Origin of the sequence: Nocardia sp. NPDC051911 (assembly GCF_040681035.1) — a bacterium.
Lineage (GTDB): Bacteria > Actinomycetota > Actinomycetes > Mycobacteriales > Mycobacteriaceae > Nocardia > Nocardia sichangensis.
On record NZ_JBFAXY010000020.1, the window covers coordinates 46,995 to 60,321 of the forward strand.

10 protein-coding genes are annotated in these 13,327 nt (G+C 70.1%); 5 read left to right on the forward strand and 5 right to left on the reverse strand.

What is annotated here, in order from left to right; genetic code table 11:
* Nucleotides 1-131: 131 nt before the first annotated feature.
* Nucleotides 132-1,109 carry a DUF2157 domain-containing protein gene (locus AB0L97_RS23680; RefSeq protein WP_364433111.1) on the reverse strand — a complete coding sequence of 326 codons (978 nt, stop codon included), beginning with the start codon at nt 1,107-1,109 and terminating at the stop codon, nt 132-134.
* A gap of 193 nt (nt 1,110-1,302) precedes the next feature.
* Here AB0L97_RS23680 and icmF point away from each other — a divergent pair, with 193 nt between their 5' ends.
* The 3 genes from icmF (at nt 1,303) to AB0L97_RS23695 (ending at nt 5,963) form a co-directional block, all read left to right on the forward strand.
* Nucleotides 1,303-4,521 carry a fused isobutyryl-CoA mutase/GTPase IcmF gene (gene icmF, locus AB0L97_RS23685; RefSeq protein ID WP_364433114.1) on the forward strand — a complete coding sequence of 1,073 codons (3,219 nt, stop codon included), beginning with the start codon at nt 1,303-1,305 and terminating at the stop codon, nt 4,519-4,521.
* A gap of 211 nt (nt 4,522-4,732) precedes the next feature.
* Complete coding sequence (locus tag AB0L97_RS23690; protein ID WP_364433117.1) at nt 4,733-5,803, forward strand: amidohydrolase family protein; 1,071 nt, start codon at nt 4,733-4,735, stop codon at nt 5,801-5,803.
* A gap of 46 nt (nt 5,804-5,849) precedes the next feature.
* Nucleotides 5,850-5,963 carry a DUF3224 domain-containing protein gene (locus AB0L97_RS23695; RefSeq protein ID WP_364433120.1) on the forward strand — a complete coding sequence of 38 codons (114 nt, stop codon included), beginning with the start codon at nt 5,850-5,852 and terminating at the stop codon, nt 5,961-5,963.
* On the opposite strand, the gene AB0L97_RS23700 is transcribed toward AB0L97_RS23695, so the two are convergent.
* From AB0L97_RS23700 to AB0L97_RS23710, 3 genes are all read right to left on the reverse strand, one after another.
* Nucleotides 5,948-6,664 (reverse strand): helical backbone metal receptor, encoded by a 717-nt coding sequence (locus tag AB0L97_RS23700; protein WP_355073629.1) that lies wholly within the window; start codon nt 6,662-6,664, stop codon nt 5,948-5,950. The genes AB0L97_RS23695 and AB0L97_RS23700 overlap by 16 nt on opposite strands.
* Nucleotides 6,665-7,027: 363 nt before the next feature.
* The gene (locus AB0L97_RS23705; RefSeq protein ID WP_364433124.1) at nt 7,028-7,795 is read right to left on the reverse strand and encodes an SWIM zinc finger family protein; all 768 of its coding nucleotides are present in this window, start codon (nt 7,793-7,795) and stop codon (nt 7,028-7,030) included.
* On the reverse strand, nt 7,792-10,611 hold the full coding sequence (locus AB0L97_RS23710) for a DEAD/DEAH box helicase (protein WP_364433127.1): 2,820 nt from the start codon (nt 10,609-10,611) through the stop codon (nt 7,792-7,794). The genes AB0L97_RS23705 and AB0L97_RS23710 overlap by 4 nt, the downstream gene beginning before the upstream one ends.
* A 149-nt stretch (nt 10,612-10,760) precedes the next feature.
* On the opposite strand from AB0L97_RS23710, the gene AB0L97_RS23715 reads away from it, so the two are divergent.
* A complete protein-coding gene (locus AB0L97_RS23715; protein WP_355073623.1) occupies nt 10,761-11,123 on the forward strand; it encodes a hypothetical protein in 363 nt (120 codons plus the stop codon).
* Between the two features lie 4 nt (nt 11,124-11,127).
* Here AB0L97_RS23715 and AB0L97_RS23720 read toward each other — a convergent pair whose 3' ends face one another.
* Nucleotides 11,128-11,934, reverse strand: coding sequence for a sulfurtransferase (locus tag AB0L97_RS23720; protein ID WP_364433321.1), 807 nt, complete (start codon nt 11,932-11,934; stop codon nt 11,128-11,130).
* Nucleotides 11,935-12,182: 248 nt separating this feature from the next.
* On the opposite strand from AB0L97_RS23720, the gene AB0L97_RS23725 reads away from it, so the two are divergent.
* Nucleotides 12,183-13,322: a benzoate/H(+) symporter BenE family transporter gene (locus tag AB0L97_RS23725; RefSeq protein WP_355073775.1), complete on the forward strand. Its 1,140-nt coding sequence runs from the start codon at nt 12,183-12,185 to the stop codon at nt 13,320-13,322.
* Nucleotides 13,323-13,327: the final 5 nt, after the last annotated feature.

Genomic DNA, 13,327 nt, shown 5'->3' on the forward strand with positions numbered 1-13,327 from the left:
TGCGGTCATCCTATAGTTGGACGTCCAAGTATTGGCAGAGCGTCGGGCGTGATGTGATTCATCCCACGTGTCGACGGACGACCGGCGCGGGAGGCGCAGCCTTTCGGCTTCTTCCCCACCGCGCGGATGGCCTACGCCTGCGATACCGGAACGGCCGGGTCGGCTTCCTTTTCCCGCCGTGGCCGCGCCAACCGGAACGCGCCCACCGCGAGCGTGATCGCGCCGATCGCCACCACCACCGCCGCGGCGCCGAGCGAGTCACCGGTCCATTCCGAGACCGCCTCCCCCGCCGCCACCGCGATGGCCACACCACCCCCGATGACGAGCACGGCCGAGCGCTGGGTCGCGTACAACGCGAAGCAGACCACCGCAATCAGCGCGGTGATCCCGTAGGCCCAAGTCCGACCGTCGATATCGAGGCTCTGCGCGGCCGCGACGGAGGTGACGATCGCGATCAGGTATCCGACCCGGATATCGACCAGGGCGCCGATCCTGGTCAGCGCGAACCACCCCGCACCGAGCAGCAACACCGCCACGCAGGCCCACGTGTCGTCGAGACCGAACACTTCGGTCAACATCCCCGCGACGGCCGCGGGCACGAAGCAGGCGCAGACGAGCATGCCGAGAACGGAGGGCAGCGCGAGATAACCGAGTACCGCGATCCCCGCCCCCGCCGCGCACGCGAAAACCCAAGCGGCATCGGCTGCGTCGAGCGCGGTGCCGACGGATCCGGCCAGCGCGACCGAGCCCAGCGCGAACAGCGCGGCCGCCAACCTGTCGCGGGCGCTCAGCGCGCTCCTGCGGCCGGACGGCGCCCCTGCGAGCACTACTCCGCCGAGCAGCAGGCCGGCCGCCACGACAGCGAGCACGCCGACCCGGACCGGCCGGTCGAGCGCGTCCCAGGACGAGGCCGCCACCAGGGCGATCCCGCCGAACACCAGACCGGCGCCGACGTACGCGGCGATCTCGGCGAGCACCTTCCCGCGCGCGGTCGCCGCGGCCCGCTCGACGGCCAGCGCCGCGAGCACCGCGTCGGCCTGGTCGCGAGTCAGCACGCCGTCGGCGACCAGCCGTCCGATCGCGGCTTCCGCTTTGCCGTCGCTCACCATGCGCCCAGTATGTCCGAGTCCGCCGCCATGACAACACGATCTGCCGCGCGAACCGGTCGGCGCAGGGCCCGTCGTTCGATGAAACCGAGCGCGCACGACCCGCCGCCATCGGCTGGCGGTGTGATCGCAGTCACCGTAGAATTAGTTTGACGTCCTAGTATCGGGCGGCAATGGAATCCCCGGAGGAATCCCAGTGGCCGACAGCAGCGCGCTCTACACGCCCACCCATCCCGTTCGCTTCGTCACCTCGGCGGCCCTGTTCGACGGGCACGACGCGGCGATCAACATCATGCGCCGCATCCTGCAGAGCCAAGGGGCGGAGGTGATCCATCTCGGTCACAACCGCTCGGTCAGCGAGGTGGTCGACGCCGTGCTCACCGAAGACGCCCAAGGCGTCGCGGTCAGCTCCTATCAGGGCGGCCACGTCGAGTACTTCGAATATCTCGCGGACGCCCTGCGGAAAGCCGGAGCCGAGCACGTGCGGATCTTCGGCGGTGGCGGTGGCGTGATCGTGGCGGAGGAGATCGCCCGACTGGCCGCGTCCGGCGTGACCATCTTCTCCCCCGAGGACGGACAGCGACTCGGCCTGCCCGGCATGATCAATCAGCTCATCCGCGCCTGCGACGTCGACCTCGCGGCCGAGCCGCCGGTGCTCGACGCGGTGCTCGCGGGCGAGCGCGCCGCCCTCGCGCGCGTCATCACCTGTCTGCAAGCGGACGCGCTGCCGGAGGCCGACCGGCGGAAACTGGCCGAGACCGCGGCGGCGCGAACCGTGCCGGTGCTCGGCATCACCGGGACGGGCGGCTCCGGAAAGTCCTCGCTCACCGACGAATTGGTGCGCAGGCTGCGCTCGGACCAGCAGGACAAGGTGCGGGTCGCGATCCTCGCGGTCGACCCGACCCGGCGGCGCGGGGGCGGCGCGCTGCTCGGCGACCGCATCCGCATGAACGCCCTCGACGGCGAACACGTCTTCTTCCGGTCGCTGGCCACCCGCGGCGGACACGAACTGCCCGACAACATCGATCTCATCGTGGCCGCCTGCAAGGCAGCGGGATACGACCTGGTCATCCTCGAAACGCCCGGCATCGGCCAGGGCGACGCCGCGGTGATCGACCACGTCGACGTGTCGATGTACGTGATGACGCCCGAGTTCGGCGCCGCCTCCCAGCTGGAGAAGATCGACATGCTGGACTACGCGGACGTAGTGGCGATCAACAAGTTCGAGCGCCGCGGCGCCGCGGACGCGCTGCGGGAGGTGGCCAGGCAGCTGATCCGCAACCGCGAGGAGTTCCACGCCGCGCCGCAGGACATGCCGGTCTTCGGCACCAGCGCGGCGACGTTCAACGACGACGGGGTGACAGCGCTATACCAGCACCTGACCGGCCTGCTCGCGAACCACGGCCTGCGGCTGGAGCCCGGCGCGCTGCCCCGGGTGGACACCCGCGCGTCCACCAGGTTCGCCCAGCTCATCCCGCCCGCACGGGTGCGCTACCTGGCCGAGATCGCCGAGACCGTGCGCGACTACCACGCCGAGACCGCCGCGCAGGTCGTCGCCGCGCAACGGCTGCAACGACTCGAGCAGGTGGCGCTCGAACTGCCGGACGACACCGCCGTGGCCGAACTGACCGAACGCGCCCGCGCCGACCTCACCCCCGCGAACGCCGCACTGCTGGCCGAGTGGCCCGCCCTCGCCGAGTCCTACCGCGGGGAAGAACAGGTGGTCCGGGTGCGGGACCGGGAGATACACACTCCGCTGCGCCGGGAGACCCTGTCGGGCAACTCGATTCCGCGCGTCGCCCTGCCCCGCTTCACCGATCACGGTGAGCTGCTGCGTTTCCTGCGCGCCGAGCATCTGCCGGGGCGCTTCCCCTTCACCGCCGGAGTGTTCCCGTTCAAACGCGACAACGAGGACCCGGCCCGGATGTTCGCGGGTGAGGGCGATCCGTTCCGCACCAACCGCCGGTTCAAGGTGCTCAGCGAGCACTCCGACGCGAAAAGGCTGTCCACGGCGTTCGATTCGGTCACACTCTACGGGCACGATCCCGCCGAGCGGCCCGATATCTACGGCAAGGTCGGCACCTCCGGCGTGTCGATCGCCTCGCTCGACGACATGGAAGTGCTCTACGACGGTTTCGACCTGACCGCGCCGACCACCTCGGTCTCGATGACGATCAACGGTCCGGCGCCGACCATCCTGGCCTACTTCCTCAACACCGCGATCGATCAGGCGCTGGAACGCTTCACCGCGGAGCAGGGACGGCCGCCGACCGACGCCGAAGCGGCCGACCTGCGAGCCCGCACGCTGGCCACGGTGCGCGGCACGGTGCAGGCCGACATCCTCAAGGAGGACCAAGGCCAGAACACCTGCATCTTCTCCACCGAATTCAGCCTGCGCATGATGGCCGACATCCAGGAATGGTTCGTGCGCAACGGCGTACGCAATTTCTACTCGGTGTCGATCTCCGGCTACCACATCGCCGAGGCGGGCGCGAACCCGATCAGCCAGCTGGCCTTCACCCTGGCGAACGGATTCACCTATGTGGAGGCGTATCTCGCGCGCGGCATGCATATCGATGACTTCGCGCCGAACCTGTCCTTCTTCTTCTCCAACGGGATGGATCCGGAGTATTCGGTGATCGGCCGGGTGGCCCGCCGCATCTGGGCCGTGGCCATGCGGGACCGTTACGGCGCCAACGAGCGGTCGCAGAAGCTGAAGTACCACATCCAGACCTCCGGCCGGTCGCTGCACGCGCAGGAGATGAACTTCAACGACATCCGCACCACGTTGCAGGCGCTGATCGCGATCTACGACAACTGCAACAGCCTGCACACCAACGCCTACGACGAGGCGGTCACCACCCCGACCGAGGAATCGGTGCGGCGCGCGCTGGCCATCCAGCTGATCATCAACCGAGAGTGGGGCGTCGCGATGAACGAGAACCCGCTCCAGGGCAGCTTCCTCATCGATGAGCTCACCGATCTGGTCGAGGAGGCGGTGCTCACCGAGTTCGAGCGGATCAGCGAACGCGGCGGCGTGCTCGGCGCGATGGAAACCGGTTATCAGCGCGGCAAGATCCAGGACGAGTCGATGCGCTACGAACAGCGCAAGCACGACGGGTCGCTGCCCATCATCGGGGTGAACACCTTCCGCAACTCCCACGAGGAGCCGCACCGGGAGCTGGAACTGGCGCGCGGCACCGAAGCGGAGAAGCAGTCGCAGCTACGCCGGGTGCGTGAGTTCCAGCAGCGCAACCGGGACGCCGCCCATGCCGCACTCGCCCGGCTCGAAGCGGTCGCCCGCACCGACGACAACATTTTCGAGGTGCTGATGGACGCCGCCCGCGTGTGCACGTTGCAGCAGATCACCGAAACGTTCTTCACCGTCGGAGGTCAGTACCGCCGCAACGTGTGAGTCTTTTGCGCGCCGTGTTGAGCCCGTCGCGCGCTCGGATTTCGAGCAGCCGTATGCCCGGGTGGCCCGGTTCGCGCTCGCGGACCGGGTTCGCCCGCGGATCGGGCGGAACCCGCCGTGCCGACTCGGCGGGCGCGGATTCCGAACTCACCGCGCGCCGGGCATGTGACAATCGCCGAGCAAACCTTCGGCGCGGTTGGGGACGGCAGACATGGACCTCTCGGGAATCCGGATCATCGACGCACACATCCACCAGTGGGATCCGTTCGGCACACCCCGGGATTTCAGCGCCCTGGCGAAGCTGTTCCGGCTGTTGCCGGTCCCGGTGGACGCCGCGAAGCGTCTCGCGCCGCGCCGGGACCGGGAATTCGTCGGTGACCCCGTCGCCTACCTGCGGCCCTACCTTCCGTTCGACTACCGCGCCGACGCCGGGAACGCGCCGGTGGAGGTGGTCGCGCACATCGAAGTCGAATGGTCGCAACCGGGACCGCTCGGGAAGGCCGGGGAGACCGCCTGGGTGGCCGGGCTGCCGCTGGAAGCGGCGCCACGGCTCGGCGCGATCCTCGCGGGCGGCGATCCGGCCGACCCCCGGTTCGGGGAGCTCCTCGACGCGCACGCGGCCGCCTCGCCGCTACTGCGCGGTATCCGCACCATGGTCGCCCACCATCCCGATCCCGGTGTGCGGTCGTTCACCGACGCGCCCGGCAAGCTCGCGACCAAGGAATTCCTGGACGGCTTCGCGCGGCTGGCCGAGCGCGGCCTGTCGTTCGAAGCCTGGGTGTACTCGCATGCCATTCCCGACGTCACCGCGCTGGCCGAACGCTATCCCGAAGTGCCGATCGTGCTGAACCACCTCGGAACGCCCGCGGGGATCTTCGGGGCGGTGGGCAAGCACACCGGCGCCAATCCCGGGCTGCGCAGGCAGTTGCTGGTGCGGTGGCGCGACGATCTCGCCGCACTGGCCGCGCGCCCGAACGTGGTCGCGAAGGTGAGCGGGCTGATGATGCCGATCCTCGGCCATCCGATCCCGCCGCGCGGCACGCCGACGCCGGTGCCGCAGCTGCTCGACCGGATCGGTCCGCTGGTCGAACACGCCGTGGACGTCTTCGGCGCGGACCGTCTCATCTGGGGGTCGAACTTCCCGGTGGACAAGCCGGTCACCAGCATCGCGAACAGCATCGAGGCGATCGCGACCGCCGTCACCGGCCACGGCGGCGGTCCAACCGAACTCGAGCAGGTCTTCCGGACCACCGCGCAGCGGGTGTACCGGATCGCCGACTGAGCCGGTTGTCGGTGCCCGCCGCGCCGACCGCGCGAACGAGTTCTGCGTGATCGCGCCCGCCAGCGGCGCCGGTGAACTCGCGGGCATCACGGGCACGGGCGGACTGCACGTGGACGCCGACGGCACGCACCACATCTGGTTCGACTACGAATTGGGTTGAGCCGCCCGAGCCAGTTGCGCGGTGAGGGTATCGCGGGCAGTAGCCAATGAGGGCCCATACCAGGTGAGGGCGCGACCTTCCACCAGCGCGACCGGGATGTCCGGAAACGCTTCTGGCCCATCGGTTTCAGTGAAGACATAGGGTTCGTCGGGAAGCACCGCGAGGTCGACGCCTTCGATCAATTCGGCCTGCGTGACGCGCGGATAGCGGTCGGGGCGATCGGCATGCACCAGCCGCAGGCCCAAACGGCGAGCGATGTCGCCGGTGAAGGTGTTCCGTCCGACCACCATCCACGGGTCGCGCCAGACCGGGATGACGGCGGCGCGCGCCGGCTCGGGCGGTGGTGCGGCCCAAACGGATCGGGCCTCGGTGAGCCAGGCGGGCGAGTCGACGCCGAGCGCCTCCACGCAGAGCCGGGTCAGGGAGGCCATGGCCTCGTCGACGGTCTCTATCTCGGTAACCCACACCGGAATTCCCGCCGCGCGCAGGCGTTCTACGTCGAGGCGGCGGTTCTCCTCCTTGTTGCACAGCACCAGGTCGGGGGCGAGTTCGACGATCCGGCGGACATCCGGGTTCTTGGTCCCCCGGACGCGCTCGACCGCGAGATCGGCTGGGTGCGTGCACCATTGCGTGGCGGCGACGAGGACTTCCGGACAAGTGCGCGCCACCGCCTCGGTCAGCGACGGAACGAGCGACACCACCCGGCGCGGGGGTGTGCGGAGATCCACCGGAGTACCGAGGTCGTCGCGGGGCGACCCGGCCGCTGGGCTCTTTCCTGCCACGCTGTCAGCCTATAACAGAAGATTCACGCAGGTGGGCGGCCTTTTCTGGACGAAGCGAGACCAGCCGCGACGATCGGGCCACGCCGGGAGAGATGCGGCAAGTGCGGTGCAAGGGCAGCATCCGGGCGTGGCTGGGGCAGTTCCGCGCGGGGTTGAGCGGCGCGACACTGAATAACGGCACCCGGCGTCGGGAAGTCTCCGGTCCCTTCGCTCCGCCGGTATCGATCCCGCCCCGACAGACCGGCGGTAACCGACAGCCCCGATGCTGGGTGCCAACCAACGTCAGCGGTCGAACCGCCGATAGAGCGCGGTGAGATCGCGCAGACCGGTCGCGGCGACCGTCTCGTCCGCCGAAGTCATCCGCAGCGCCTTACGGAGCAGCAGCGGATCCAAATCCTCCGGCGCCGCCCGGAATTCGACCGCGGGCAAGTCCGGCAGCGAAACGCGCTCACCGTACGGATCGTCGGAAACGGTGGGTCTCGGCTCGCGCTCGATGCCCCCGATCAGCGTGTCCAGGTCGAGTCCGCGCAGGGTCAGGATCTCGCGCGGGTGTTCGTCGAGCCGCTCGGCCAGCAGGTAGCAGACCGCCGCCACGTGCTTGCACGGCCAGCCCGGGTCCGGGCAGCTGCAGGTGAAATCCAGGTCCGCCGCGGTGCTCGGCAGCAGCAGCGGCCCCAGCCCGGTGGGCAACGCCCCCGAGGCGATCTCGGCGAGCATGCCCGGCGCCGAGCGAATGGTTTCGATGAGCAATTCGAGTTCGTCCTCGCGCACCGGGCGCACGGTGAACACCGCCGTGAACGGACGCGGTTGGCTGCCTTGCACTTCCGCCGTCACCGCGCCCGGCTCGATCCGGTAGTTCACCACCTGGCCGGATCGGGCGTAGTTGCGACCGCGTGCCAGCCGCCCCGGCTCCGCCATTCGCTCGACCGATTCCACCAGCGCCCTGCCCCACCAGGTGCGCCCGAAACCGCCTCGTCTGCTGCGGGCTTCCACTCCGCCGCGCACCGGCAGCTTCTTCCCGTACTCGGAGTAGTCGATGAACGGACTCATTCGCCCACCGCCGCCGCACCCAGGGCGAACAAGTCGCGCAATTCGTCGGTGCTCAGTTCGGTGATCCAGTTCTCCCCCGCGCCGACGGCCAGATCGGCGAGCTGCCGCTTGCCGTTGATCATCTCGTCGATCCGCTCCTCGATCGTGTCCACGCACACCAGCTTGCGCACCTGCACGTTGCGCTGCTGGCCGATCCGGAAGGCGCGGTCGGTGGCCTGGTTCTCCACCGCGGGATTCCACCAGCGATCCAGGTGGACCACGTGATTGGCAGCGGTGAGATTGAGCCCGGTACCACCCGCCTTGAGCGACAACAACATCAGCGGCGGTCCGTCCGGCGCCTGGAAGCCGGTGACCATCGCGTCGCGCTTCTTCTTCGGCACGCCGCCGTGCAGGAACGGGATCGCCGCGCCGAACCGCTCGGCCAGATAGGGCGCGACCAGCTCGCCGAATTCCCGGAATTGGGTGAACAGCAGCGCCTTCTCACCGTCGGCCAGCACCGCGTCCACCACGTCCTCGACGAGGGCGAGCTTGCCGGAGCGATGTGCCCCTCGGTGCAGCACACTCGACCCGTCGCCCAGGAAATGCGCGGGATGGTTGCACACCTGCTTGAGCCGGGTGAGCGCACCGAGCACGGCGCCTTTGCGCGCCATGCCCTTCGCGTCCTTGATCTTGGCCAGCATGTCGTCCACGACCGCCTGGTACAGCGAGGCCTGCTCGACGGTGAGGTTGGCCCGCACGGTCATCTCCAGCTTCTCGGGCAGGTCGCTGATCACCGTGGGGTCGGTCTTCACCCGGCGCAGCACGAACGGCTGGGTCAGCCAGCGCAGGCGACTGATCGCGTTCTGGTCGCGCTCGCGTTCGATGGGCACCGCGAAGCGGGCGCGGAAGGACTGCGGACTGCCGAGCACTTTCGGCACCGCGAAATCCATGATGGAACGCAGCTCTTCCAACCGGTTCTCCACCGGCGTGCCGGTGAGCGCCAATCGATGTCGCGCGCGCAGCGACCGCGCCGCCCGCGCCTGCCGCGTCCCCGCGTTCTTGATGTGCTGCGCTTCGTCCAGTACGACGCGGTCCCAGTGCTGTCTGCCGAGTTCCCCGGCGTCGCGCGCCAGCAGAGCGTAGGTGGTGATCACCAGATCCGCGGCGGCGACCGTCTCGTCGAGTTCGGCGCCCACCCGCCGGCCCGCGCCGTGATGCACCCACACCCGCAGGTCGGGTGCGAACCGCTCCGCCTCGCGCTGCCAGTTGCCGACCACCGACATCGGGCACACCAGCAAGGTCGGGCCCGGCGGCGCCGGCTCGGACGTCGCGTTCTCGCGCTCGTGCACCAGCAGGGCGAGCACCTGGACGGTCTTGCCGAGTCCCATGTCGTCGGCCAGGATCGCCCCGCAACTCATCCGGCTCATGGTCGCCAGCCAGGCCAGGCCGCGTTCCTGGTAGGGGCGCAGCTCGGCCTTCAACCCGACGGGCGCGGCGACCGCTTCCGGCTGCCGCGCGCGGTCGAGCAGGTCCCCCGCCCATCCCGAGGCGGTGACCTCGGTGATCGGCACCTGGGGCACCCGGGAGACCGCGATCTCGCCGAGCATGTCCGCGAAGGTGATCGGCGAGTCGTCGGCGTGCGCGGCGACGTACTTGGCCGCGGCGACCAGCGCCTTGTGATCGGCCTGCACCCATTGACCGCGCAACTCGACGAGATCGGATTTGGCGCGCACCAGGCGTTCCATCTCGGCCGTGGTCAGCACCATGCCGCCGAGCGCAAGTTCCCAGCGGTAGGACACCAGGCCGGGCAGACCGACCGTGCTCTCCGCGGCGGGCACCGCGCTCTCCACCCGCAACCGCATGCTCGGCTCGGCGACACTCCAGGCACGCGGGAGCAGCAGTTGGACCCCCACCGCATGCAGGGCGTGCACGCCGTGCGCGACCAGGTCGAGCACCACTTCGGTGGGCAACAGCAGATCCATGCTGCGCGGATCGCTCGGCAGGTCACGCAGCCTCGGATATGCCCGCTTGGCCGCGCCGAGCTTGTCCACCGCGATCCGGACCAGATTCGGGTCCTCGTGCAGCGGAACGGTTCTGGGCGCCTCACCGGTGAGCCGCAGGCACACCTCCAGCCGCCACAACGCCACCGACTCGTCGGCGAGACCGAGTTCGCCATCCGGTTCCAGCAGACGCAGCACCAGTTCCGGCTCGTCACCGGTCAGGCTGGCCCGCCAGCCCTCGAGCACCTCGGCGACCTGATAGCTGCCGTTGTCCAGCGGAATGTCGCCGACCAGGGCGGCCACCAGGGGATGCGGCGAGTCCGGCAGGTCGGCCAGTGACCGCGCGATCGGGTCGGTGAGTTCGGTGACCAGGTCCTCGAGCAGCGCTGCCGGACGCCCGGCCACCCGCAGCGCCTCCGGCATGGCGACCGCCAGCTCGGCCAGCCAAGCCCGCTGCCGCTCCCCGCCGACCAGCCGCCAGCGCACCCACCACTGGCCGTCCTCCCTGCGCAGGTCCGGCACGACACGCCCGGCGCGCACCCAGCGTTCGATGCCGCCCGCGACATGCGCCAGATACCGCAGATCCCCCGCCACCAGGTCGGCGGGCAACCGCTGCCGGAGGGCCTCCGCCGCCGCGACCGGGGCCAGCGCGTGCGCGCGGACCTGCTCGGTCCCGGCGATCCCGTGCTCGACGACCAGGACCTCGGCCCGGTGCCGGAACTTCGACGCGCGCAGCACGCTGCCCAGCGGATCCGGAAGCTCGGCGGACGTCGCGGCGACCGGCGAGTCGTGCCAGAGCAGCAACCCGGCACCCGGCGACCACAGTCCGTGCAGCATCACCCCATCCAAGCAGGCGGGTACGACACGGCCGCGCACACCGTGCCCGGACCGTTGTGGATTTCTGCGCCCAACCGGCACATACTGGAATATCCGCAGGTCATCGCAGAACAACCGCAGCTTGGTGTCAAGGAAGCGGAGGAAGCAGCATGACGATTCTGCTCCAGGTTCTCGAGCAGAGCTTCACACCGACGACCACGTGGGAACGGCGCAAATTCACCTTCGTGCATGCCGACAAGATCGTCGGCATGCGGCTCGACGGGCAGTGCGGGGTGTGGCTTGACCTGTCGCGCCCAGGTGAATCCCAGCGGCTGGCCCGCACCACCGACCCGCGCGAGGCGATCACGTTCCTGCTCACCACCTTCGCGAAGATCGCCGAATGCGAGGAGCGCGGCGGCTCGTGGGTGATCGGGCACGACGGATCGCATATCGAGTCGATCGCGGCCACCCGGTTCCCGCCCCGGGCGAGCGAGGTCGTCGACGACGATCTCCTGGCCCGGGCCTGGCTGTAAGGCGTCAGCTACCGGTCGCGACCGGCCGTTTCGGATCGTTCGACCACTGCGACCACGACCCGGGATACAAGGCCGCCTCCACGCCCGCGATGGCGAGCGCGGCGACCTGGTGCGCCGCTGTCACACCGGAACCGCAGTACACGGCCACCGGCCCGGATCCGAAATCGGCGAAGCGGTCGCGCAGTTCCGCGACGGCGCGGAAGCGCCCGTCCGCGTCGAGGTTGTCGGCGGTCGGAGCGCTCAGCGCGCCGGGGATGTGCCCGGCGCGGGGGTCGATCGGCTCCACGTCGCCGCGGAAGCGCTCGCTGGCCCTGGCGTCCAGTAGCACGCCCTTCCAGCGGGCCGCCGCGTCGGCGTCGATCACGGGCAGGTGACCGGGACGCACTTCGACATCGCCCGGCTCGGGGTCGGGTTCCGCGCCGGTCGCGACGGACCCGCCCGCGTCGATCCAGGCGGGCAGCCCGCCGTCGAGGATGCGCACGTCCGCGACACCCGCCCAGCGCAGCAGCCACCAGGCGCGCGCGGCGGCCATGCCGCCGGTGGCGTCGTAGACCACCACGGGGTCGCCCTCGCACAGGCCCCAGCTGCGCGCGCACTTCTCCAGTTGCGCGGGCTCCGGCAGCGGATGCCTGCCGCGCGCGGGTGACGGCGGCGCGGCCAGCTCGGTTTCCAGGTCGACGAACACCGCGCCGGGAACGTGGCCGGCGAGATAGTGCTGCGGCCCGTCCGGATCGCCCAGCGCCCATCGCACATCCAGCAGGCGAAGCCGCTTGTCCGGCAACGCTTCCCGAAGCTCCTCCGGTGAGATCAGTACCGCGCTCAACTCAGCTCCTCGTCCCGAATCGCGTCCTCGCGCACCGACTCCCCACCCTACGCACCCGAATGTGCCGATGTCGCCGAACACTCCCGCCCCGTGCCGCACACCGGCTCGAGTCAGTCCAGTTTCGGGGCACTGGCAGGCGACACGCGTCCGTGACCAGCGGCAATATCCGACCGGTGTCGAACGTATCCACCACCGAGACCACCGCGACGCGGGAACCCGAACGGGCGCGAGCGGGGCTGGCGCCGCCACTCGGCGCGGGCGTGGTGACGGCCCTGGTCGGATTCACCAGCTCGTTCGCCGTGGTGCTGAGCGGATCGACCGCGGTCGGGGCGAGCTCCGCGCAGGCCGCGTCGGGTCTGCTGGCGCTGTGCGTCACCCAGGCGATCGGCATGATGGCGCTGAGCTACCGCTACCGCATGCCGATCACGCTGGCCTGGTCCACACCGGGCGCGGCGCTGCTGGCCGGGACGGGCGCGGTGGCGGGAGGCTGGCCCGCCGCGATCGGAGCGTTCGTGGTGACGGGGGTGCTGATCGTCGTCACCGGACTCTGGCAGCGGCTGGGCACCCTGGTCGCGGCGATCCCGGTGGAGATAGCGCAGGCCATGCTGGCCGGAGTTCTGCTGCCGCTGTGCCTGGCGCCGGTGCGGGCGGTGCAGACGAGTCCGGCGGTGGTGGCGCCGGTGATCCTGGTCTGGCTCGTGCTGCAACGATATGCCCAGCGTTGGGCGGTGATCGCGGCCTTTGTCACCGCGGCGGTAGCCGCCGGCGTGAGCATCGTCGTGCAGCACCGTCATCTCGACGTCGGCGCGATGGCTCCGCGACTGGAACTGACGCTGCCGCACTGGAGCTGGCAGGCGCTGATCGGCGTCGCGATCCCGCTCTACATCGTCACCATGGCCTCGCAGAACATCCCTGGCACCGCGGTGCTGGCCTCGTTCGACTACCGGGTTCCATGGCGCGCGGCGATGACGGTCACCGGTCTCGGCACCGTCGTGGGAGCGCCCGCGGGCGGGCACACGATCAATCTCGCCGCCATCAGCGCCGCGCTCGCGGCGGCCCCCGCGGCGCATCCGGACCCGAAGCGGCGCTGGATCGCGGCATTCACGGCGGGCGCGATGTACCTGCTGCTCGCGCTGGGCTCGGCCGCCGTGGTCACGCTGATCGCGACCGCCCCGGCCGGAACCCTGGAAACAGTGGCCGGCCTGGCCCTGCTGGCGACCCTGGGCGCGGCCCTCGGCGCGGCGCTGCGCTCCGAACACCGCGAAGCCGCCGTGGTGACGTTCCTGATCGCCGCCTCCGGTGTCGGCTTCGCGGGGATCGGCGCCGCCTTCTGGGCGCTACTCGCCGGGCTCGTGGTGCGCAAAGTGCTGCGTTAGTCGCC

Coding starts and splice junctions, on each gene's coding strand:
- AB0L97_RS23680 (WP_364433111.1), bottom strand. CDS start 1,109: ATGGTGAGCGACGGCAAAGCGGAAGCCGCGATCGGACGGCTGGTCGCC.
- AB0L97_RS23690 (WP_364433117.1), top strand. CDS start 4,733: ATGGACCTCTCGGGAATCCGGATCATCGACGCACACATCCACCAGTGG.
- AB0L97_RS23705 (WP_364433124.1), bottom strand. CDS start 7,795: ATGAGTCCGTTCATCGACTACTCCGAGTACGGGAAGAAGCTGCCGGTG.
- AB0L97_RS23710 (WP_364433127.1), bottom strand. CDS start 10,611: ATGCTGCACGGACTGTGGTCGCCGGGTGCCGGGTTGCTGCTCTGGCAC.
- AB0L97_RS23715 (WP_355073623.1), top strand. CDS start 10,761: ATGACGATTCTGCTCCAGGTTCTCGAGCAGAGCTTCACACCGACGACC.